Genomic DNA, 24,073 nt, shown 5'->3' with positions numbered 1-24,073 from the left:
ACACAAGGAATCTGTTATGAAAAAAATCGTGATTTTGTTAGCAGCGCTAAGCCTTTTAGGGGCATGTAGCAAACTGACTCAAGACAATTACAACCAGGTGAAAGCTGGTATGACGTACGACGAAGTGACCAGCATTTTAGGCACTGCGACTCATTGTGACGAAGCTGTTGGTACAAAAAGCTGCCGTTGGGGTGATGATGCAAAAAATATCAAAATCACTTTCTTAGCTGACCGCGCTACCGTCTTCTCCAACCACGGTATTCAGTAATACTCCGTTTAAATCATCAAGGGGGCTGTTTTTGCCCCCTTCTTCCTGCGTAAACCATCCTTATGCTGCAACTTCGAGACTATCAACAACAGGCGGTTAAATCCGTTTTAGTGCATTTTCGCCAGAAGCCAGATGCAGCAGTGTTGGTATTGCCCACAGGTGCAGGCAAAAGTTTGGTGATAGCCGAACTGGCACGCTTGGCTCGGGGTCGGGTTTTAGTCTTGGCTCATGTCAAAGAGCTGGTGGAACAAAACCACGCTAAATACCAAAGTTATGGCTTGGAAGCCGCTATTTTTTCTGCAAGCCTCGGTCGCAAAGAAACCGCAGCCAAAGTTGTATTTGCCTCAGTGCAGTCGGTAGCGAGAAACCTGGCTGAATTTACTGAACAATACAGCTTATTGGTCATTGATGAATGCCATAGGGTGGGTGACGACGAAGACAGCAGTTACTTAAAAGTTATTCGCTCACTGCAATCACAAAACCCGGATTTAAAAGTGCTGGGCTTAACAGCTACACCTTACCGTTTAGGTTCAGGCTGGATTTATCAGTACCACAGCCGTGGCCTTATCCGCACCACAGAGCCCCGCTTTTTTAAGTACTGCATTTTTGATTTGCCCATCCGCTTTTTATTAGGGGAAGGTTATTTAACTCCAGCCGTACTGATGGATGCGCCGGTATTAAGTTACGACTTCGCGGGCTTAAAACCGACGGCCAGTGGCTATTTTAAAGAAGCTGATCTGGATTTGCGCATTAATCAGCAACAGCGCGCCACCCCTCAAATTATTCAACAAGTGATACAGCAGGCACAAAGCCGTGTAGGTGTGATGATTTTTGCCGCCACCACAGCTCATGCACGCGAGATTTTAGGTTATTTACCCGCTAGCCAAACTGCACTGATTTTAGGCGACACCCCACAAAAAGAGCGGGATGCACTGATCCACAGCTTTAAGCAAAAGCAGCTGAAGTACCTGGTGAATGTGGCTGTATTAACGACTGGCTTTGATGCCCCTCATATCGACTTAATAGCTATTTTACGCCCGACAGAATCTGTCACTTTGTATCAGCAGATTGTTGGCCGTGGACTTCGATTAAGTCCGGGAAAAACCGATTGTCTGGTTCTGGATTATGCCGGGAACCGTTTTAATCTGGAGCAACCTGATATAGGAGAACTAAGACCAGAGCCAGGCACAGAACTGGTGACTGTACCCTGCCCTTTGTGTGGTTTTTTTAATAACTTTTGGGGCAAAACGGACGACAGGGGTTTAGTGCTGGAACATTACGGCCGCCGCTGTCAGGGCTACAAAGAAGATGAGGATGCCAAACCGCTAGCCTGTGGTTATCGCTTTAAAGCGAAATTTTGCCCGGACTGTGGCGCCGAAAATGATATTGCCGCCCGCAACTGCGGTGACTGTGGTCTGGTGTTGGTCGACCCGGATAAAAAACTCAAAGAAGCCTTAAGCTTAAAAGATGCGTTAGTGCTTTATGTCACACGAATGCAATTACAAAGCCACCAAAGTAAAGAAGGCAAAACCTCTCTCAAAGTCAGTTATTTTAGTGCTGATGGCGCAGAAATTGCCGAATACTGGAGCTTGCAGACCAAAGCGCAAAAACAAAAGTTTTTAACTTTGTTTGTGCCACCTCATCTGGTCGACAGGCACAGGCCATTCACTGAAACCACAGTCAATAAAGTCTTACAACAAGCCCATCGATTGCAACCGCCCGAAGCAATCATAGCGCGCAAGGATGGTCGTTTTTGGCAAATTCGTGACAAGTTGTTTCAAATTCAGGGTAAAGAAGCCGAATAATTCCCACAATCTGGACAAAATGAAAAATTCTTTTGTTTTACTACTGGGCAAAGCCAATAGAATTCGCTAATAATCAAGATGTTCGTCTACAACAAAATTAAAAGACACCACACACAGATAGTTCTCCTTTTTTGTCACAGGGTTGCAGTTTATGTCAAACGAAAACGCGTTATTAAGCTTGCTGGTTGAAAAAATCCAGAATGATACCTTGGTGCTGCCAAGTCTTCCTGAAATTGCCTTACGAATTCGTAAAATGGCGGAAGATCCAAATGTTAATTTAAACCAGATGGCAGACATTATTTCTCACGACCCGGCCATGTCGGCCCGTATGATGAAAATAGCCAACAGCGCCTTTTTAGGCCGATCTGTTCATGTCAATTCCCTGCATCAGGCTGTAACACGTATAGGTTTGCGTTATATCAAAAACATAGTGACAGCTATGGCGGTTGAGCAATTGTTTGTCTCTCATTCCAGTTTAATCAAAGGCATGATGAGCAAAGTCTGGCAAGACACTTTGGAAGTGGCGGCTATAGCGCTGGCAGCTATGCAGCTTTACAACAGCAACTTAAAAGTCAGCCCGGTGAATTTTGACACTATGACTTTAGCCGGTTTAATTCATAACATCGGCGCTTTGCCTATTCTGACTGAAGCGGAAAAACATCTGGATCAGTTTGGTGACAAAGACTTTATCGCAGGCTGCATCACAGATTTAGCGGGTGGCATAGGTGGTAGTATTTTACGTAAATGGGAATTCCCGGATGAACTGGTTGAAGTGGCAGAGCAATGGAACACCAAATTGCCTCATACTGATAAAGTGAATTATCTGGATTTCATCCGTATTGCCACTATTCAAAAAGGCCACAGCAAAGACAAAACTGAACCTCGTCTGGCATTAAAACCTTTTGCTGACCGCGGCTTAATCACAGGTGTTGATTTCTACCGATCTCCTGAATTCACCGTGATTTATCAGGATATGAAGCAGCTGTTTGTCTAAGTTCTTTCACGGATAAAACGCATAAGGCGTCCTGTTTACAGAGACGCCTTTTTTATGTATGCAATAAGGATGTTTAGCTTGCCATCACAGGCAAATAAATATCAGTGCGCAGCAAAGTCTCATCAACCTGCTCCGGATCGTCCAGATAATGGTGCAAACAAGGCTGGTGATCTGGCAGGTAAGAGCCATGGCTCAGACAATAAGAGTACAACCAGTCGATACTATCCGACAAAGTTTCATAACTACCCTGATGGCGTAACACCAAATACTGCTGAGCTCCAAGCTGCTGCAGTTGTAGTTCAGGCTGCAATTGCGCTGGTAGTGGCTGTACCAGTAAAGCACAATCAAAACGGGCATTCAGATCGCCATCGACATCCTCATAGGCCAAGCCAAGAATGGCCTGTATTTCGGTATGCTCTGCCAGCACACTAAACAGATAACCATAAGTGTCGTTCAATTCAGGATACTGACCAAGGGTGCTAATACTGACCACTGTGCAAGGAGCAAGAGACACTAGTGTTACCTGATAAGGTGAATCAGCCGGTTGCCGTGGAGTCGTCAACTCCAGCAAAACACTCTTCAAGCGGTCCGGATCAGAGCGTAAATCTGTGGCGTTACTGCCCAATTCACGCTGCAAGGCTTTTGCTAAAGATTGAGACGAAGTGAAACCGGCCTGCAACGCCGCTTCAGTGACTGAGGTTTTTGCCAGAGTTAGCGCCTGGCCTGCTTTGGCTAGCTTTAATCTGAGCTGAGTTTGCTGACAGGTTTCCCCCAGCAGCAAACGGTAGATGCGATGAAAATGATATTTAGATAAAGCCGCGGCTTCAGCCAGTTCATCCAAACTGGCCTGTTGCTCCTGATCCAACCTGGTTGCCATCAGCAACACAGCTTTGTTTAATTGTTGCAGTAGATACGCCTGATTTGCCATACGTAGAGTCCTGTCAGCCTGAAGAAGTGACTCAGTCTACCCAGAATAAGTAAAGGTCACGTGTCCTGGATTGCTGATTTTTATACAGAAGTGTCTAAAGTAAGGCAGAAGCAGAGAAAAAGACAGGGTACTTGCTGACCCTGTCTGTAAAGATGATTTAATTAAATAACTTCTGGTGCAGCTCTTTCACCACTGCAGCAGCTGACGCATCCTGTACTAAAAAGCACAGGTTGTGGCGCGAAGCACCGTGACAAATCAGCCGCATATTAATTTGCTCCAAAGCACTAAATAGCTCACCTGTTACACCTTTGGTGCTATGCAGATGATTACCTATCACAGCCACCAGACTTAAGCCCTGCTCTACTGTTACTTCACAAAATGCTTTCAGCTCTGCAATAGCAGGTTCTGTTGATGTGCTGAACGCGCTGCCAGCAGATTCATCCAGAGTTAAAGCCACTGAAATTTCCGATGTAGTCACTAAATCTACTGAAATCTGATGACGGCTTAAAATATCAAAGACCCGGGCTAAAAAGCCTGCAGCGTGTAGCATTTCCGGGCTTTTCACCGTGATCAGCGTCTGGGATTTACGCAATGCTATAGCGCGGTACGCAGGTTTATGTTCCACAGTTTTTGCAATCCAGGTACCACCGGCTTCAGGTTCCCGACTGGAACCGACAAAAACTTTGATGTTGCGGCGCATCGCCGGAATTAAGGTGGCCGGGTGCAATACTTTGGCACCAAAAGTGGCCATTTCGGCCGCTTCATCAAAACTGATTTCATTGATACAACGGGCATCCGATGTCAGACGTGGGTCTGTGGTAAAAATCCCCACCACATCAGTCCAGATTTGTACAATGTGAGCGTTTAAAGCTTCACCTAACAAGGCTGCGCTGTAATCAGAGCCGCCGCGACCTAAAGTGGTGGTTTGCCCTGCTTCATCAGCGCCAATAAAACCTTGGGTCACTACTATCTGTTCTAACAGCAAAGGCTGCAGATGGGTTTGTGCTAATTCAGCAATCAGATGAATTTGCGGTTCGCCTTTACCAAAACGGCTATCGGTGCGAAGCACCCGGCGCACGTCAAAGCACTGGGCTGCTGCGCCTCGTTCCACTAAAACCTGGGTAAATAACACTGAACTTAAACGCTCACCAAAGGACTGGATCAGATCTTTGTGCGCACCAGAATACACAGCGCCACCTGTTTCAATCAGGTTACGTAAATCAGCCAATAACGTATTGATTTGCGCAGCTACAGCTTCTGGTTGCTGCAGAGCATTCAACACAGCCAAAGTAATACGCTCTATGCCTTCAAATGAAGTGTAGCGGGCCTGAACTTCGGTTTGTTTGGTGATATCGACCAATAAATTGGTCACGCCTGAACTGGCGCTCACAGCGACCAGACGGATATTCGGATCGGCTAACACAATATCAGCACAACGGGACATAGCCGGAAAATCGGCCACTGAAGTTCCGCCAAATTTGGCGACAATAAGTTGATTAGACATTCGAGTCTCTCCTTATTCAAAAAGTCATAAGGCAGAGCATGGCATTTGCAGGCAGTAAATAAAGTTGTAAAGCAGGCACGATGCTGCAAACAACTGATCACAGACACACAAAGGCCAGAAGCTCTCCACCACAAAAAACAGGTGACAGTCGTAAGGATTCAGCCTTAACAACCGGACCATCTGCCGCTACAGCATCTGGTCCTCGGCGTTAATCCCCCTCAAACACCCTGCGGCTTGTAGCAGCCTGAGATGTTCTACCTGGTTAACGCTCCTCTTCTGGTCTATACCCGTCGTTCTTGGAGCCACAGCTTTGTTGACTGCGCGCCCTCGCCCCAGTCACATAGGACTACTATGCTCCTGGGGACTCATGCACTTGTCGTCGCGCTGTAACTCCAATTACTTAGGGTAGATACCCGTCGTACTTGAAGCTGCATCACAGTTCCAATTACGTTAGGTATCTCATAATCACGTATGATTGACGGCGCTGAGCTTAAGTGACTTTTTTACAAAAGGCAATAGCCGTTTAGCCGTCTTTTGCCGTTTTCTGTAATTCAATTACAAAAAACGGCAACAGCTTAAGCCGGTGTTGTTGCTCAGGATAAGAAGGTCTGCCCCACAAAATAAACACCGACATAACCCAGGCTGTAACAGCCAAGCAGGTAACCGGCCATTTTAAAGTAAGTGCCAAAGGTCAGCTCTTTTACTTTACTCATGGCGATAATACCGGCCGCAGAACCTATGATCAGAATAGAACCACCTACACCAGTAGCATAAGTTAAAGTCAGCCATTCAGCAGTCGTCATAGTTAAATCAGCTTTTAATAACGCAGCAGTTAAAGGCACGTTATCAATCAGTGCGGACATTAAACCCATCAGGTAGTTTGCTTGAACAGGCTCTAAATACTGATACAGATGCGTGATATTGGTCAGCACGCCGATTTCTTTCATAATGCCAACCAGCAGTAAAACACCTAAGAAAAACAACAAGGTATCAAACTCGACTTCGCGGATGTAACTTAAAATATTGACTCCGGTTTTCTTACGCAGCAGGTACTGAGCGGCCAGGAACATCACACCTAAACCAAACAGGAAAGTCAGTACAGGTGGGATCTGGAACAGAATATTGAACAGCAGCGTTGAGCCTATAGTGGACGCAAAAATAATAGCGATAATCACATCAGCTTTCTCAATCGGCTTAGGTGATTTTTCAAGAACTATACGGCCTTTCATTTTGCGGGATAACAAAATCGCCAGCACAGTTACAGCAAATAAAGAAGGGATAATCAGCAACAGCAGGTTAGCAATAGTGACTTTGCCGGCTAAAAAGAACATCAGTGTCGTCACGTCACCTGTGATGAGCGATACACCACCACTGTTCACAGCAAAAATAATCAAAGTGGCGTACTGAATACGTTTTTTCACTTCCAGTTTGATACTGCTAATCACTGCGATAGCCACCAGAGTGGCAGTCACGTTGTCAGCAAAAGATGAGAAGACAAAAGCAAATACAGCGATAATAAACATCAAACGGCGTTCCGACAATTCAGCCGGCAATAAGCGCTGTACCACCTGAGAAATAAAGCCTTTGCTATTGAGATAAGCAACAAAAGTCATGGTTGACATCAAAAACAACCACAAAGTGGCTATTTCTAATAAGTTATGATTCAGTTGCTCGCTGATGTCGGCACTTGTAGCGCCATGCATAGGAAAAATAAAAGCGAGGATCCAGCAAAGAGTACCGAAAAAAAGTGTCGTTTTTGCCTTGTTTACGTGGATAATATCCTCTATAACGATCATCACAAAGGCTATTGCCACCAGAGCCAAAATTACTGCGCTTAACATGATGTAGTACCAGCTTTAATGTTGTGGAAAAGGAAGGAATTTGCGGGGTGGTATTCTACCAGCCCCTGCCAGATGCCACTACCCCACCAAAGTCACATTTGTGAAATATTTATGAAAAGAAAGGACAGATGATAGCGCCACGTAAAATTATCCGTTGCTTAGATGAGCACTGGACTGTCATTGAGCAGTTGGTTGAACGAAGTGTCAGCGGTAACTTCAGTTTTCAGGATGTACAGCATCTGATCCTGCGCCATAACAATGGCATGAGCAGTGAACAGGTGTTTCGTGAAGCTCAACGCTTCTTGCAACTGGAAATTCTGATCCCGCTGGCTAAATCCAGTCAACTGGAGCTGAACAGGTCTGTGCTGGAGTTTGCTCAGCAACTGATGCAAGAACAGCAATTAGGCCTCGCAACCGATATTGAAAGCCGCATTCTGGAGCTGAAACGTTTATCCGAACGTATGCAAGAGGCAGCTCAAAGTCGTGACAGCAGTGAACTGCGCCGCTTCTCCCGGGTGATGGACGAACGTATCCGTGAAGTACTGAAACACTTTGGTCAAAATGAAAGTGCCATTTTATCTTTAGTTGAACGCGCCAAAGCAGACGAAGGTAAACTCAGCCTGGCTCGACGTTATGCAGCTGTAATGGATGCTTTTGATGACTACATCGACCCAGTATTAGCGCTGGTCGATATCAATGGCCCTTTCCAGCTCACAGTCTCTGCAGTTGAGGCTATGCTCAGCGATTTACTACAAATCATTGAAGTGACGGGCACACTGAACACCGAAAAAGAGACACTTATCCAACTGCGCACCCGTTTGATTGAAATGAATCAGGTGGGCCGTGAGAGTTTAAGCCGCTGTGCTGACTTGCTGATGCCGCTTAGGGATGAGCTGCGCCGTAATACATTGCTGTCCCGTAACGCCAGTTTCTTATTAGGGCAGATGCGCAAAAAAGGCATAGATCTGACGTTAGAACCTTTAGTACCAGCCATCAGCTCTGATAGTCAGCGTTTCTCATTAGGCTCGGCTAATCAAATCACCAGTTATATGGCTGAACTTTGTCAGTACGAACACGATGCCTATCAGCTGCCTGAGGAAATACTCAGCAATCACAGCATGCTGATGCAGGTGCCTGAACTCAAAGATGTAGTACACAAAGCCAAAGCGCTGAAAAAGCTGCCGGATTTAAGCCGTTGGCTGGCTGACAGTTACCCTGAATTACCAGTAGATGAGTTGCTGTTTTTATATCAGGAGTTGTCACGCTCGGATGAGCTGACACTGCAGCACAGTGAACACAACACAGAATTGACACTCAATGGCTATAAGCTGACCTTACACCCTTTTCAAAGCAGCGAAGCCGGGACTTTATAAATGCAATTAAACTTAGATGAACTGACCCAACTGGCTGAAATCAGCAAAAAGCTATCGAACGGTTACCATATCAGCGAACAGGATTTTGCCTTGTGGCAGGAACTGGATCAGCAGGAAGATTCCTACACCGCCTTGTTTGGCGCTTTAGGCAATAGCTTAAAACGCGACAGCCGTGGTTTCTTTTATTTTGAAGTAGATGACGCCACCGCCAGCATGGGTAAAATTTCCCGGCTTTTTGCTTTGACCTTATTTGCCTTGGTTGAGTTTTATGCCGATAAAGGCCAGGACCCGCTGCGGGCTTTGTTTGAACATGAAATCACTACAGAAATCTGGGGCCAGTTGCTGCAGCAGCAATACCACTTATTCGAACAATTGGAAATTTTCTCAGTCACCGATATGAAACGCGAAATTGCCAACCGCTTATTACGTTATGGCCTGGCACGGCCAAGCGGCGATCAGATCAAATTATTGTCCCCTGTGTATCGTTATTTAGACGCGCTGATGGATGTGGATCACAGCGCTGTGACAGAGGAGAAAGCTGATGTCTGAGCAACAAAAACAAGAACTATATGGCTTAACTAAACTGGCACTACTGAACACAGCAGGCTACGCCAAGTGTGTGATCCCGCTGGATGATTCTTCATCTATTTGCGCACCCAATAATACGGGTAAAAGTTCGGTGATCAACGCCCTGCAGTTCCCGCTGATTAACGATTTGCGTTTAACCGAGTGGGATGGTCACGACTTAGACGAAACCCGTAAATTTTACTTCGGCACAGACCAAAGCTACATACTGCTGGAAGCTAATTTGCCCGACGGCCCTGTCGTCATTGGTGTAGCAGGCCGCGGTAAAATTGCAGGTTATGCGTTTCAGTATTTTTGCTATAAAGGCAAACTGGATTTAAATCATTATTTAGATGGCAAAAGTTATGTGCGTTACAACAAGCTGGACCATCATTTACGCAGTTTAGGTTTTGATCCTATCGAATTAAAACAGTCTGAACTCAATGCCATGCTGACAGGTGGTGCAACGCCTTTTGACAGCCGCATTAATCTTCGGATGATCCCGTTGGCAAACGTTTCTGATGCACCAGTCTACAAAGATATTTTCCGTCGTATTCTGAACCTGCACCGCCTGACTGCTCAGGATGTCAAACGTTTGTTATTGCCTGTATTTGCGCGGCATTTAGGCGACCCTAAGGTCGATTTTTATCAGGTCTGGCACAATGCCTTTGAAAAGGTCAATAAAGACAGGCGTGAACTTAAAGCGTTGGAAAACCAACAGGAAGCAGTCACAGCCCTGGAAAGCCTGCTGGAAAACCGCTCTGTGCTCAAAGGCCGTTTAGCGACTTATGCCCCTAAGCTGGATGTAGCTTTAACTGAATTTCATAGCTATTTTGACGATCAGCAGGAGCTTCTGAACGAGCAGCTCACCGGCTTATTGGCTGAAAAAAGTCAGTTGGAAGAACGTCAACGTTTGTATGTTGGCCAAATTAAAGAATTGTCGGGCCGTCAACAGCAGTTACAGCAATGGTTTGGCGAATTTGATGGTCTGTCACAAAAATTCAGCTTAAGTAACGAAGCGACCTTACAAACCAACTTAAGCAATATCCGAGCAGCCTATGAGCAGTTAAGCCATAGCTTACAAGGTGCAAGCCAGGTCAATGCCACCACTTTGGCGCATCAGAAAAGCCAAAGTGCCAAACAACTGCAAAGCTTAAAACTGCAGCTGAAAAACCTCGAATTTAACCTGTACTCCCGTCTGCGCGAAGATTTAAGCCTGCCGGAAGTACAGCAAATCACCCGCATTCTGAATCCGGATTTGTTGTCGCTTTCTACGACTGGTGGCGGTGATATTGAAATTCTGGACGATGCACTGTTTTCAGAGCAGTTGGAGAAAATTGCTGATTGCTTTAAACAAGGCAAATTGCATCTACCTGGTGTAGTCATTGACCTGCATCATTTGCAGCCGGTAGAGCAAAACAGTTTAGAGAACAAAATCCAGCTAAAAGAGCAGATTGATGCGCTGCAGCAAACTTTACATACGCTTGAGCAACAATTGGCAGTCGCTGGTGATTTAGCCGGTAAAACCCGCGAAAAAGACCGCTTGTATCAGGATCTGTTACAAGCCGAAGAAGACATTAAAAAGTTTGGCCGCTACCAGCAAATGCTGGAATTCAGTGACGAGCAACAGGCGTTGCAATCAGAGCTTGAGATTGAAGAAGACAAGCTGCAGGAGCAGTTGGCTGAAGTGCAGCACAAGGCCTCTACCCTGTCTGATCGCCGCAACTTAGTTTCTAATAAGCAGGAACAGATTAAGCGTCAGGCTGAACGTATTGAGCAGGAGAAAAAAGAGCGTATCGACTTTCAGCTCGATTTTTACTCAGGCAAAGTGACACCTTATCCTATTGAAGTGACCTTAGATTTTGACAACTTAGCTGACGTATTACGCGACTTTAATAAGCAGTGTAATGAGCTCAAACTTATCGACGTCAATATCAAAAACACCTACCTGTTTATTTTTAACGCCGGTATTACCAAGTTTGAAGTCGAATCGGATGAAGAGCTGAAGTTCCAGAAACTAATCAGCGCCTTCCATCACCTCGACAAAGAACGTGAAGCCATTGAACGTCGTGCCCGTGTTGCTTTGACTGAAGTAGCCTCCACGCTCAAAGGCTTACGCGATGACTTAAACCGTCTGCACCGTGAGCTGAATAGTTTTAACCGCGGTATCTGGCGTCATCAGATCTCCAACCTGCAGGATTTTAAAATTGAAATTGTCGACCGCGCTTTATTGGTTGGCCATATCGATACCATTCTGACGACATCAGAATCTTATCAGCAAGGCGACACGCTGGATTTACTGGCCCCCAACGCCAGCAGCAATGAGCGTGAAGTGCAGGCGGCGAAAGACTATTTAATTCAGGCTGCCAGCGAAAAAGGTGGTTTAACTTTATCTGACTTGTTTGATATCCGCTTTAAAGTGGTCAACCGTGCCGGTGAAATAGAGTTCTTCGACAAAATTGACTCAGCTGGCTCCAACGGTACCCGTATTACCATTAAGTTATTGTGCGGTATGTTATTTATCCGCCAGTTATTGTCCGAGCGTGAACGCGGTAAATACCGTATTCCAATTTATATCGATGAAGCGGCCGATATTGACCCGCATAACCAACAGGCTCTGATCGAAACAGCGTTGAACTTTGGTTTTGTGCCCATCTTTGCTTCGGTTAAACCTCAGACCTCGTGCCGTTATATAGTGCCAATCCGCACTGTAGCTGGAGGTGCACAAAACTGGGTCGATGAAAAAGACTGGATTTTATGTGAAAAAATCCCGGTGGCTGGTGATGTAGAACAGCAGGTTACAGAAGCTGAACCAGCTTGATTGATTACCAGTGATGATAAAAAGGATGGCAATGCCATCCTTTTTTATCACTTGAATTTAAAGCCCCAACACGCCTTTACCCTGATTAAAGATAATATCCACTGGGATATTAGCACTGGTTAAACGGGCTAAATCATCAGCCAGCTGAGCTTTGATCACGCCTTTATCCGCCATCAATGACGCCACACCTTCGTAGTTACCATCCCCTTGCAAGGTAAGTATCAGTTGCGATAACGAGGTCATAGCTTGTTTCATTTTGACGTAATCCACCTGATAGGTGCCGTCGTCATTACGGACAAAAGCGCCCTGCTCGGCAAAATAGTTAAAACAAACCATATTGGCTTTGCCGTGCGCGCTGGACGCACCAAAACGTACTGAGCGGAAAATACCGGCCATAAAGGTGGTATAAAAATCTTCCATTTTGGCATCAGGTAATAAGCCCTGCTCCGACAACTGAGAAATCATATACAAACCTAAAATATCGGCTTTGCCCTCTTCCAGTCCACCCGACAGCTCTTTTAAGCTCTGACGCACTGTGCCTTTGTTATTGATGGTGTTTTTAATACCTAAACCATGCGCCACTTCATGGAACATCACGTTGTTAAAAAAGGCATCAAAAGTTACATGTTGGCGCTGCGAAGGCGCGATCAGTAAGTCCGCAATAGGCGACATAATATGTTCAAACTTGGCCTGCATCGCATTTTTTAACTGCAAACGGCGGGTGCCTTTTTCCAGCTGTACCTGCTCGTCGTTTGGCAGGTTAATGGCTATAGTTTTGCCGCCAGAGTTGGAATGACCAGCGTAATAAATCACATCATAAGCGTTTAAGTCCGCATCAGAACCCGGGCTTTCAGTTTTGTATTGCTCTGGCACTGGCAGGCCTTTTTGCAGCGCAGGCAAAGTGGCAGCGTATTTAGCCAACCGCTCACTCCAGGCTAAATCTTTCACCAGTACATAAGCTTCAAAAGCAGCGCGGTAACCAAATAATTGATCTTCATAGGTTTCGATAGGACCAATCACCAAGTCAATAGGGTTGGTTTTCATTGCCATCCAGGCAAAATCAGACGGCTGATAGTTGTCGTTTAAAAAGGCTTCAGCGCGCATCGTCAGGTAGTTAGCAAAGTCTTTATCTTCCGATAAGGCCGCAGCTTGTTTTAATAATTCTGCTGCCGCTGTCAGTTCAGTTTTATAGACTTGTGAATAAGGCACGGCCACTAACTTGCCGTCTTTGTCGCGCTGCACCACCGAATAAAGACCGTTTTTATCGGCAAAGTCAGTTTTTTCAAACTCTTCTTTGGTCATGTCAGTTGGATAAAACTGAGCGCCCAGAGGCTTGGCTGCATACCCTGTTAAAAACACATCATCGCCTTGCAATCTGTCCCAGGGGCCATAGTTCACATCGGCAAAAGCTTTGGTTTTAGCATCCGTTATTTTGCCTAAAAAGCTTTGTTTATCCTCTGAAAAGGCCTGTTTCCAGAATAACTGATCCATGATTTCTGCAGCTTCAATCAGCTTGGCCAACATTTGTTTATGCTGTGCAGATACAGCGGATAAATCTGCGGTTAAATCTACTGTGCGGTAGATATCCAGGCGTTTTTCAAAGCCTGGCACTAGTGCAGTTGCTGATGCAGCAGTCGGTGCTGCTTGCTCTGCAGTTGCAGTCTGTTGTTCTGTCTTCTGCTCTGGCGCAGGTTTACAGGCAGTTAAAGCCAAAGCGCCACCAAGGCTTAATGCCAGCATTATTTTGTTGTAGTTCATCCGCAGTCCTCTTTGAGTTGGTTCATTTGATATTTTTATAGTTGTTCTGCTACCCGCACTACTTTTACAGGCGAGCAGTGGATTAACACTGTGGTGATCATACTTCAGTTCGGGCTTGGTCTGTAGGCTAAAAACTGATGTTTTTACTTAGGTTCAAAGCTGCTGATGGCCTCAAAATCTACAACACCTTCATCTATTTGAAGCTTAGCCTTAGGTTAAAATACCTTACAAAGGCACAAAAATGACCAGCGCTGTCATAAAATTCATCTTTTTTTGAAATCCAAAAACAACATCAAACATTTGATTATTAATAACTTAATAAAACCATCATAAATATATCATTATTTTGTAAAGATCAAAAATTGACAGCGATGTCATTTAAATCAACTGTTATAGGCGCTGATAACGCACTGGGAGCAGGATGGTCCGTAGTCGGTGTTTTTTAGCAAAACAACAGGGTATTGCTTACAACACAGAACCGGAGATTTCATGTTAACAACATTCATTACTCAGGCCGAACGACCATCGCGCCGCAGCGCTTTGCAAACCAAATTACGCCATCCTGCTTTTGTAGTGGCTCTGACCAGCCTGTTATGCTCTATGCATCTAAGTGCTGCCCCGGCAGCACCTGGCAAGCCTCAGATTGCATGGCAGGAAAGCAATGTCAGTCTGGTCAATGGCCAGTTTAGCATCCCATTGCAATGGGATATGTGGTGGGGTACCAACGGCAACGAGTGGAGCCTAACCCGCAATGGAGCTGTGGTTTACAGCTCCAGCCTCACACCAAATGGCCAGAATGCACAAAGTGGCAGTACAAGTTCAGTGGTCACCAGCGCGGGCAGTTATGAATTTGTCGTGCAACTCTGTAATCAACAAGGTGCCGAAAAAACCTGTACCGCCAGCGATAAACGAGTGATCACAGTGACAGGCGCCGGAGGTGGCGACACAGGCGGTGGTGATACCGGAGGGGGTGACGATGGTTTTGATCCCTGGACAGATATCAATGCCAGTAACTACCCTCACCCCCTGAAACAAAACAACGTTGCCCATACCAACAGCACAGGGAAAATGGTCGGTGGTTATTTTGTCGAATGGGGTATTTATGGCCGCAACTATCATGTAGCTGATATACCAGCGAAAAACCTGACCCACCTGTTTTATGGTTTTATTCCGGTCTGTGGCCCAAACAGTTCGCTCAATGATGCCAATCCGCAGGGCTACAGCGCATTAATGGCGCAATGTGCAGGCAAACCTGACTACACAGTGGTAGTGCATGACAAATTTGCCGCTTTGGAAAAATCCTATCCGGGCGATACCTGGGATCAGCCAGTGCGGGGTATTTTTGCCGAACTGTACCGGCTGAAAAAAACGCATCCAAACCTGAAAATATTGCCTTCAGTAGGCGGCTGGACCTTGTCTGATCCGCTTTACACCATAGGGGTCAATGCCCAGGCCCGCGCTACTTTTGTTGCATCCATTGTGAACATGATCAAAACCTACGACTTCTTTGATGGTGTTGATATCGACTGGGAATTCCCTGGCGGTGGTGGTGCTCACCCTACGCTTGGTTCAGCTCAGGATGGTGCAGGTTTTGCGCTCTTGATGCGTGACTTACGCCTGGCAATGGATGCATTAAGTGTGGAAACAGGCCGGACTTACCAGCTGACAGCAGCCATGAGTGGTGGAGTACAAAAGCTGCAACTGGTCGACTGGGAAGCCGCTCATCCTTACATGGACTATATCAACCTGATGACGTACGACTACTACGGCGCTTTTAACAGTACCTTAGGCCATCAGGCTACTTTATACCCAAATCCAAACTCACCCTTGTCCGGCTTTAGCGCCCATGAAGCAGTGCAGCACTTACTGGCCCGTCAGGTGCCAGCAGGCAAAATCAGTATAGGCGCAGCTATGTATGGCAGAGGCTGGAAAAATGTCAGCAATGTAACTAACAACAACCCTTTCACCGGCACTGGTGGTGCTGGCATCAACGGCAGTTGGGAAGCGGGTATTGAAGATTACAAAAAAATAGAAACCAACTATATGGGTGGTGTCAATGGTACAGGAACCAATGGCTACAGCTTGTTATGGGATGACACAGCCAAAGCCAGCTATGTCTGGAATTCAGCAATAGGCACCTTAATCAGCTTCGATACCAAACGCTCTGTGCAGGCCAAAGGCAACTATGTGCTGCAGTACAACTTAGGTGGCATTTTCGCCTGGGAACTGGATGCGGACAACGGCCATATCCTCAATGCCATGCATGAAGGTTTGGGCCATCCGGCGCAATAACTGTCTGTGAGCAGCGGCCCTGCCCTTTTAAAGTCAGGAACCGCTGCTTTTCACTGCATTCTTCAGGACCAAAAATAAGAGAATCATTATGCAACAGGTACAAAAACTATATCTGTCCGGCCTGCTGAGCCTGAGCAGTTTCAGTAGTCTGGCAATAGACTGCGCTCCGCTTGCCGCCTGGGATGCTGGCGGCACCTATGTCGCCAACGCTCAGGTCAAGCAACAAAATAAGGCTTACAAAGCCAACTGGTGGAACCAAAACCGCGATCCGGCTTTGTATTCAAATCCTTATCAGGAGTGGACTTTACTCGGCAACTGCGATGGCGCAACCCAAAATCAATTACCCAGTGCAAGCATCACCAGCCCAGCTGCGAGTGCCAGCTTTAGCGCTGGTACAGCAGTCAGCTTCGCTGCGACTGCCACAGACTCAGACGGCAGTATCACTAAAGTCGATTTTTATCTGAATAATCAGCTGTTAAGTTCTGATAATACCAGCCCTTATCAGGCGCCATGGACAGCGGTAGCTGGTAATCATCAGCTGTATGCTGTGGCTTTTGATAATCAAAATGCCAGCAGCCAAAGCAGCGTTGTCGCCTTTAGTGTGACCGCTTCACCTGGTAATCAGGCTCCGGTAGTGAGTCTGTCCTCTCCTGCCAACAATAGCCAATACAGAACAGGCGAAACTATTTTAATCAGTGCCTCAGCCAGTGACAGCGATGGCAGTATCGCTAAAGTGCAGTTTTATCTTGGCACTACCTTATTAGCCGAACAGACCTCAGCGCCGTTTACCACCAGTTGGACAGCTGTTGCAGGCCAGCAGCAACTGAAAGTCATAGCCACTGATAATCTGGGCGCGACCAGCGAAGTATCAGCTTTAGTCAATGTGACAGATGAACAAAGTGGCCACGCTGCTTGTCGTCCTGATGGTTTGTATGCCACGCCAAATCTGGATGTGCCTTATTGCACAGTGTACGACAGCAATGGCCGCGAGCTGATGGGTGCCGATCATAAACGCCGCATCATTGGTTATTTCACCAGTTGGCGTAATGGCGCCAATGGCCAGCCGACTTATTTAGTGCCCAATATTCCATGGAGCAAAATCAGCCATATTAACTATGCCTTTGCCCATGTGAATGCCAGTAATCAGATTGGGATAGGCAACACACAAAGTGCCAGCAATCCGGCCACTGGGATGGAATGGCCTGCTGTGACAGGTGCCGAAATGGATCCGGAGTTTAATTACAAAGGCCACTTTAACCTGCTGAATAAATACAAAAAACAGTATCCCCATGTCAAAACCCTGATCTCCATCGGTGGCTGGGCAGAAACGGGTGGTTTCTTTAATGATGCCGGTGAACGTATTGCCAGTGGTGGGTTTTACAGCATGACCACCAATAGCGATAACAGCATTAATTACAGCGGTATCAATACCTTTGCCGATTCAGTGGTCAGCTTCCTGCGCACTTATGGTTTTGATGGCGCAGATATCGACTACGAATACCCTTCCACCATGAAAGACTCGGGCAACCCGGATGATTTTGCTTTATCCAACGCCCGCCGCGCTGGCTTAATGGCCTCTTATGCGGTGTTGATGAAAACCTTAAGAGAAAAACTGGATGCAGCAGCAGTGGCGGACGGTAAACACTATTTACTGACCATCGCCTCTCCTTCATCCGGTTATCTGCTGCGTGGTATGGAAGCCTTTCCAGTCACTCAATATCTGGATTACGTCAATATCATGAGTTACGACCTGCATGGTGCCTGGAACCAGTATGTTGGCCCTAATGCTGCTCTGTTTGACGATGGACAAGACAACGAGCTGGCGACCTGGAACTACTACAACTCAGCGCAGTACCAAAATATTGGCTACTTAAATACCGACTGGGCTTACCATTATTTCCGTGGTGCTATGCAAGCTGGCCGGATCAATATTGGCGTGCCTTATTACAGCCGCGGCTGGAACAATGTTACAGGCGGAACTAACGGTTTATGGGGCAAAGCACCATTACCAAACCAGAATCAATGTCCTGCAGGCACTGGCGGTTCGGCGCAAAACCAATGTGGTAGCGGTGCTGTCGGCATAGACAACCTCTGGCATGATTTGGGCAAAGATGGCGATGAAATGCCAGCTGGTTCGAATCCGCTTTGGCATACCAAAAACCTGCAGGCCGGAATTTTAGGTAGCTATGCCGCTATTTATGGTCTGGATCCGGTCAACCAAGCTGCGGATCAACTGATTGGCACTTATCAGCACCACTACGACAGCACACTGGTCGCGCCATGGCTTTGGAACAACACCAAAAAAGTATTCCTGTCGATTGAAGATGAAACCAGTATTGCCGCCAAAGCCGATTACATTATCGAACGAGGCATAGGTGGCGTGATGTTCTGGGAGCTGGCAGGTGATTACAGCTATAACAGCAGCACAGGCGAATATGGTTTTGGTGATGACTTAACCAGTATCTTCTACAACAAATTTAAAACCGCTTCGTTGTATGGCAACCAGCGCGATCCACGGCCTTTACCAGCCAGCAGTCTGGACCTGAAAGTCAGCCTTGGCGGCTTTAAATTAGGCGATTCAAACTACCCGCTTAATCCTAAACTGACCTTGGTCAATAACAGCGGCCAAACCTTACCTGGTGGCACAAAAATCACCTTTGATGTGCCTACTGCAACGGGCAATAACGTCACAGACCAAAGTGGTTTAGGCACCACTGTGATTGAAAATGGCTCCAACAGCTCAGGCAATAATATTGGCGGGCTGGACAATGATTTCCACAGAGTGGAATTTACGTTGCCAGGCCACAGTCCGTTAGCCGCAGGTGCGACATTAGAAGTCACGCTGAATTACTACTTACCCATTCCTATGCCGTCGAACTGGCGTGTCACTGTAGGCTCACAATCTTTTGCACTGAAACAGGACTATCCACAATTACCGGCTGGCACCATTAGTGGTGGCACTGGCGGTGACGGCGGCGGTAGTTGTTCTGGTGTACCTGCAACTGTAGTGACCTACCCTGCATGGCCTCAAGGCAATCACGCTGCAGGTGGTAACTATATCCGCTATAAGAACCTGATTTACAAAGCCAATTGGTGGACCAATTCAGTACCGGGTTCAGACAGCAGCTGGACCTTGGTCTGCACAGCGCCTTAATAACACAACCTCTTTGCTCTCTGCCCATGTTTGCGCCGGATTTATTCCGGCGCCTTTTTAAGGAGATTTTTTATGAAGACTTCAAAACTAGTGTTTAGCAGCAGCTTGGCTCTGCTGAGCCTGTTGTGCTCTTTTGCGACTCAAGCCCATGGTTATGTTGAATACCCCAAAGCTCGTCAGCAAATTTGCAAAGAAGATGGCGGTTACTGGTGGCCTGCAGACGGTTCAGGCATCCCCAATTTAGCTTGTCGTGCCGCTTTTGTGCAGTCCGGTGAGTACCCATTAAGTCAGCACCATGAATTTTCCAGTAATGTCGCCAATTATCAGGATATCAATGCTGTAAAAGCCAAGCTGACCACAGGTTTACTCTGTGCTGGTGGCGATGCCCGCAAAGCCGGTATGGATGCACCTTCTGCACATTGGCAATACAGCACTGTCGATTTAAGCCAGCAAAACAGCCTGCAACTGAAATTTAAAGCCACTACACCGCATAACCCCAGCTACTGGCAAGTGTATTTGTCCAGTGCCGATTTTGATCCGGCCTCCGAGCCATTAAGCTGGGATGAATTACAGCTTATTCATCAACAAGCTGATGTCACTGCACAAGCGGGGTATTACTTACTGAACATCAACCTGCCTGCTGATCGTCAGGGTAAAGCTGTGCTCTACACCCGCTGGCAACGCGAAGACGCAGCTGGAGAAGGTTTTTATAACTGTTCTGATCTCTTATTGGTAAATGGCGGCACAGAACCACAACCAGAACCTGTCTGGTTTGATAAAGGTAGCTATTTAACTTCAGGTCAAACAGGAGCTAAAGGCGAAACTGCAGTACTGCGGGTATTTGACAGCTCAGGTCTGGAACTGCTTGAGCAAAGCCTGTTGATCACAGAGGCCTCAGCACAAAATCAGCAATGGGCGCTGGATTTAGCTACGCAAGTGAATAACCAACAAAGCAGCCTTCTGCGCATTGGTTTGTTAGAAAATGCGCAGATCACAGTGCAGCCAAATGCCAGCCAAAACCGCTTTTATCTGAGTAATAACACCTACTTTGTTAATTTGGATCTAAAACCGGCAGACACCACAACACCGGCTTGTGGTGGCGTAGATGCAGCTCAGATTTTTGCCTACCCCAACTGGCCACAAAAAGACTGGAGTGGCCAACCCAGCCATGCCAGTGAAGGCGATTACCTGTCTTATCAGAATAACCTCTATCGCGCTAACTGGTGGACCCAATCGGTTCCTGGTTCAGACAGCAGCTGGACTTTGATTTGCTCACTCTGATCAGATCATTCTTTAAATGAAAAAGCCCGTTCGCACTGTACGGGCTTTTTTGTTAGCAGAATAAAACGTGCCATCGAAACAAACAGTTACAAAACTAACAAGATACATATTTACATCTTAACTCAATTAAATTTACATTACAGGCTGGATTAATATAAAAGGAACTTCGATGAAAACCTCAGTTAAATTACTGCTTGTATTGCCTTTACTTACCGCTGCACCTTCTTTATTAGCTGCTGCATCAGACTTCGCGGTCAGCGCTGATGTTGGCGCGACCCAGCAATCAGGCGATGGTGAGTCAGGCACAGCTGCCTCAGCCTCTTTGGGTTTAAGTTATCAAATCACCCCGCAGTGGTCAGTGCTGCTGAACTACACGGATTCTGGTGAGGCTGATCTGACAACAGTCAGCGATACTTTTGCTATTGGCGATGTGATGTACGATGCAACACTGGCTTTGGACAACACTGCTATTGGACTCTTTGCGCAGTATATGACTGAGCGCCAACTGGAGCAGTGGTCTTTTGGCGGTCGTTTGGGTCTGGTGCGTTGGGACACAGATTTGAATTTAACCCTGCATGCATCCCCTGATGTAGGTTTAACTATTGTGTCTGATAAGGGCACCGACCTGGCTGCTGGCTTAGTGGCACAATACGCCTTAACAGACAAATGGGATATGACACTGGGCTTAGACTATATGCGCTACAGCATCAGTTTCGAGGACGAATCCACTGATGTGACAAACACCAGACTTTATCTGGGTTTGAAAAATACTTTTTAAATCAATAAACAGGCTCTGTAACTCTGCTATTTATCAAGTTACAGAGCCTGTGCTTACCCGATTAAATCAGCAAGCCCCAATCCTGATAGGCTTCAAGCGCTAATTGCTCCCGAAATTGTGGAGCTGCTATCTCAATTAAAGCCCTGGCTCGTTCGGTTAAACTACGTGCACGCAAATTAGCCACGCCATATTCAGTCACCACATAATGCACATGAGCACGGGTGGTCACCACGCCAGCGCCTGGCGCTAACAACGAACTGATGCGGGACACTGTGCCACCAGCAGCTGTGGCAGGTAATGCAATCACTGAACGGCCGCCTTCAGATAAAGCCGCACCACGCACAAAATCCATCTGACCACCTACTCCTGAATAAATACGGGTACCTAGTGAATCAGCACAAACCTGACCGGATAAATCCACCTGCAGAGCGCTATTGATTGCCATCACCTGCGGATTTTGCCGGATCACAGCGGTATCGTTGGTATAAGCCACATCCAAAAATACCACTTCAGGGTTATCGTCAACAAAGTCGTACAACGCCTGACTGCCCATCGCAAAGGTCGTCACTATTTTGCCCGGATGTTTTTTCTTATTGCGATTCGTGAACACACCTTTTTCCAGCAGCGGCAATACGCCATCGGAAAACATCTCGGTATGAATACCTAAATGCTGTCGGTCGCCAAGGCAAGCTAAAGTCGCATCCGGAATAGCGCCTATGCCCATCTGCAGACAATCTCCGTCCCGTACTAAACTCGCGACATGACGGCCAATTTGCGCTGTGATCGGATCCTGCGCTGCAGGCAGATGCAAAGGAATTTGACTTTCAAGTTCAACATAAGCTGCAAAATCAGTCAGATGTACAAAAGAATCCCCATGAGTGCGAGGCATATTCGGATTGATCTGCGCTATGATTTTTTTCGCCGATTGCAAAGCAGCTCTGGTGGCTTCCACTGAAATACCAAGGCTGCATAAACCATGTTTATCGGGTGGCGACACTTGAATAATAGCGGTATCGAGCTTTTGTTCGCCGCTGCGGAATAACTTGGGGATTTCCGATAAAAAGGCCGGCACATAATCGGCCAATCCGGCATTCACAGCAGGACGGCTGGGTCGGCCAACAAAAAACACCCGCTGGCGTAAATGCCCTTGCAGCTCCGCCTGACACAACACTTCACTATGTTCAGTATGTAAACTGAGCAACGTCAGGTTTTGTTTATCCAAGGCAACACGTGCAAGGCCATTAAGCATGGCATAAGGGGTTGCGGCCATCGAATGACACCAGATAGTTTCGCCATTCTGGATCAGTGAAAGTGCTTGTTCGGCTGAGTGACAACGCATAAAAGTCCAATTTTAATTAAACACCAGATCAGGTTACCCCCTTTTACAACCTTTGGTTGTGACCAGGATCAAGTTCTGGTGTTCCAGACTAATGCAGATACTCAATCAACAGCGCTATGCCCTGCCCGCCGCCAATACACATAGTGATAAGGCCATAACGACCTGCTGTTCTTTGTAACTCTGCCAGAGCTTTCACCACCAATATGGCACCAGTAGCGCCAACCGGATGCCCAAGTGCTATAGCTCCACCGTTTGGGTTTACTTTATCCGGGTCAAAACCAAGGGTCTGACTGACCGCCATTGCCTGAGATGCAAAAGCCTCATTAGATTCAATCACATCAATATCACCAAGCGCTATTCCCGTCTGCGCCAGTAATTTCTGTACCGCAGGTATAGGCCCCAATCCCATCAACGCCGGTTCAACACCAGCAAAACTGTATCCAACAATTCGGGCTTGAGGTGCTACACCAAGACGATTGGCTTCACTCAGACTGGTTAATACCAAAGCAGCGGCACCGTCATTTAAACCAGAGGCATTGCCAGCTGTGACCAGTCCGTCTTTTTTAAAAGCTGCTTTTAGCGTGCTTAGGCTCTCGACTGTAGTTTCAGCTCTTAAGTGTTCATCCTTGCTGATCCAGAGTTCAGATTGGCGTGATTGCACCAGAACCGGAGTAATTTGGTCGTCAAAATAACCTTGTTGTTGTGCATAAGCAGCACGGCGCTGACTTTCAGCAGCAAAACTATCCAGTTCTCTGCGGCTAAAACCATACTGAGCAGCGATAGTCTCTGCAGTCAGGCCCATATGACCTGTGCCAAAAGGGTCGGACAAAATACCTAAGGTTAAATCTGTGACAACACCATGGCCTAATCGCAAGCCTTTGCGCACAGCAGGCAACAGATAAGCACCGTTGCTCATACTTTCAGCGCCTCCAGCCAAAGCGATCTGGCTTTGGCCTAACTGGATCAACTGAGCGGCAGAAATAACAGCCTGCAGCGCCGAACCACATAAGCGATTAACATTAAAAGCCGCGCTACTAACGGCTAAACCAGAATTCAGCGTAATATGACGGGCCAGGTAAGCATCTTCAGCGCCTGTGGTAATAATATGCCCAAAAACCGCATGATCAATCTGTGCAGCAGCCACCCCACTTCGGCTAATCGCCGCCTTAGCCGCCGCAGTACCAAGCTGTGCAGGGCTGAAGGATGAAAGCGCGCCACCAAAACTACCAATAGCAGTGCGGACACCAGCAAGAATAACCACATCAGAAAGTTGCATAAAACACCCTGGCTAAAGACGGTAAAACGGCAGCTTATCTTAGTTTGGTGTGCGGCTGCTACTTTGGTGCAACATGGCACCTTGTTGGAACCCATAA

16 protein-coding genes and 1 riboswitch are annotated in these 24,073 nt (G+C 46.8%); of the genes, 10 read left to right on the top strand and 6 right to left on the bottom strand.

Annotation, left to right across the window (positions count from 1 at the left end; translation table 11 throughout):
• The first annotated feature begins 16 nt into the window (after nt 1–16).
• From OM978_RS09190 to OM978_RS09180, 3 genes are all read left to right on the top strand, one after another.
• The gene (locus OM978_RS09190) at nt 17–268 is read left to right on the top strand and encodes an outer membrane protein assembly factor BamE (protein ID WP_264346570.1); all 252 of its coding nucleotides are present in this window, start codon (nt 17–19) and stop codon (nt 266–268) included.
• A 62-nt stretch (nt 269–330) separates the two neighbouring features.
• Nucleotides 331–2,073 carry a DEAD/DEAH box helicase gene (locus tag OM978_RS09185; protein ID WP_264346568.1) on the top strand — a complete coding sequence of 581 codons (1,743 nt, stop codon included), beginning with the start codon at nt 331–333 and terminating at the stop codon, nt 2,071–2,073.
• Nucleotides 2,074–2,224: 151 nt separating this feature from the next.
• Nucleotides 2,225–3,067: an HDOD domain-containing protein gene (locus OM978_RS09180; protein WP_264346564.1), complete on the top strand. Its 843-nt coding sequence runs from the start codon at nt 2,225–2,227 to the stop codon at nt 3,065–3,067.
• Nucleotides 3,068–3,140: 73 nt separating this feature from the next.
• Here OM978_RS09180 and OM978_RS09175 read toward each other — a convergent pair whose 3' ends face one another.
• The 3 genes from OM978_RS09175 to nhaD form a co-directional block, all read right to left on the bottom strand.
• On the bottom strand, nt 3,141–3,995 hold the full coding sequence (locus OM978_RS09175; RefSeq protein ID WP_264346561.1) for an AraC family transcriptional regulator: 855 nt from the start codon (nt 3,993–3,995) through the stop codon (nt 3,141–3,143).
• 157 nt (nt 3,996–4,152) lie between these two features.
• Nucleotides 4,153–5,499: a lysine-sensitive aspartokinase 3 gene (lysC, locus tag OM978_RS09170; protein ID WP_264346559.1), complete on the bottom strand. Its 1,347-nt coding sequence runs from the start codon at nt 5,497–5,499 to the stop codon at nt 4,153–4,155.
• Nucleotides 5,500–5,609: 110 nt separating this feature from the next.
• A riboswitch (Lysine riboswitch) is annotated at nt 5,610–5,783 on the bottom strand.
• A 309-nt stretch (nt 5,784–6,092) separates the two neighbouring features.
• Nucleotides 6,093–7,340 (bottom strand): sodium:proton antiporter NhaD, encoded by a 1,248-nt coding sequence (gene nhaD, locus OM978_RS09165; protein WP_264346558.1) that lies wholly within the window; start codon nt 7,338–7,340, stop codon nt 6,093–6,095.
• 128 nt (nt 7,341–7,468) lie between these two features.
• Between nhaD and OM978_RS09160 the strand changes: the two genes are divergently transcribed.
• Genes OM978_RS09160 through OM978_RS09150 form a run of 3 tightly spaced genes read left to right on the top strand, consistent with a single transcriptional unit; the run spans nt 7,469 to nt 12,098 of the window.
• A complete protein-coding gene (locus OM978_RS09160; RefSeq protein ID WP_264346555.1) occupies nt 7,469–8,713 on the top strand; it encodes a hypothetical protein in 1,245 nt (414 codons plus the stop codon).
• Nucleotides 8,714–9,262, top strand: a complete 549-nt coding sequence (locus OM978_RS09155) for a condensin complex protein MksE (RefSeq protein ID WP_264346554.1) — start codon at nt 8,714–8,716, stop codon at nt 9,260–9,262.
• Nucleotides 9,255–12,098: an ATPase gene (locus OM978_RS09150; protein ID WP_264346553.1), complete on the top strand. Its 2,844-nt coding sequence runs from the start codon at nt 9,255–9,257 to the stop codon at nt 12,096–12,098. Before OM978_RS09155 ends, OM978_RS09150 begins: the two co-directional genes overlap by 8 nt.
• Nucleotides 12,099–12,155: 57 nt before the next feature.
• On the opposite strand, the gene OM978_RS09145 is transcribed toward OM978_RS09150, so the two are convergent.
• Nucleotides 12,156–13,856, bottom strand: coding sequence for a dipeptidyl-peptidase 3 family protein (locus OM978_RS09145; protein ID WP_264346552.1), 1,701 nt, complete (start codon nt 13,854–13,856; stop codon nt 12,156–12,158).
• A 489-nt stretch (nt 13,857–14,345) separates the two neighbouring features.
• Between OM978_RS09145 and OM978_RS09140 the strand changes: the two genes are divergently transcribed.
• The 4 genes from OM978_RS09140 (at nt 14,346) to OM978_RS09125 (ending at nt 21,361) form a co-directional block, all read left to right on the top strand.
• The gene (locus OM978_RS09140) at nt 14,346–16,148 is read left to right on the top strand and encodes a glycosyl hydrolase family 18 protein (protein WP_264346551.1); all 1,803 of its coding nucleotides are present in this window, start codon (nt 14,346–14,348) and stop codon (nt 16,146–16,148) included.
• Between the two features lie 88 nt (nt 16,149–16,236).
• Nucleotides 16,237–19,302: a chitinase C-terminal domain-containing protein gene (locus OM978_RS09135; protein WP_264346549.1), complete on the top strand. Its 3,066-nt coding sequence runs from the start codon at nt 16,237–16,239 to the stop codon at nt 19,300–19,302.
• Between the two features lie 72 nt (nt 19,303–19,374).
• Nucleotides 19,375–20,583, top strand: coding sequence for a lytic polysaccharide monooxygenase (locus OM978_RS09130; RefSeq protein WP_264346548.1), 1,209 nt, complete (start codon nt 19,375–19,377; stop codon nt 20,581–20,583).
• Between the two features lie 169 nt (nt 20,584–20,752).
• A complete protein-coding gene (locus OM978_RS09125; RefSeq protein WP_264346546.1) occupies nt 20,753–21,361 on the top strand; it encodes an outer membrane beta-barrel protein in 609 nt (202 codons plus the stop codon).
• A 61-nt stretch (nt 21,362–21,422) separates the two neighbouring features.
• Here the strand turns inward: OM978_RS09125 and OM978_RS09120 are convergent, their stop codons facing one another.
• Nucleotides 21,423–22,700: an acetyl-CoA hydrolase/transferase family protein gene (locus OM978_RS09120; RefSeq protein WP_264346545.1), complete on the bottom strand. Its 1,278-nt coding sequence runs from the start codon at nt 22,698–22,700 to the stop codon at nt 21,423–21,425.
• Between the two features lie 88 nt (nt 22,701–22,788).
• Complete coding sequence (gene bktB, locus OM978_RS09115) at nt 22,789–23,976, bottom strand: beta-ketothiolase BktB (RefSeq protein ID WP_264346544.1); 1,188 nt, start codon at nt 23,974–23,976, stop codon at nt 22,789–22,791.
• Between the last annotated feature and the right edge of the window lie 97 nt (nt 23,977–24,073).

It is taken from the genome of Rheinheimera sp. MM224 (genome assembly GCF_947090785.1).
In the GTDB taxonomy this organism is placed as follows: Bacteria; Pseudomonadota; Gammaproteobacteria; order Enterobacterales; family Alteromonadaceae; genus Pararheinheimera.
The sequence above is the reverse complement of the archived record's forward strand: the minus strand, read 5'-3'. Positions and strand labels throughout refer to the sequence as shown.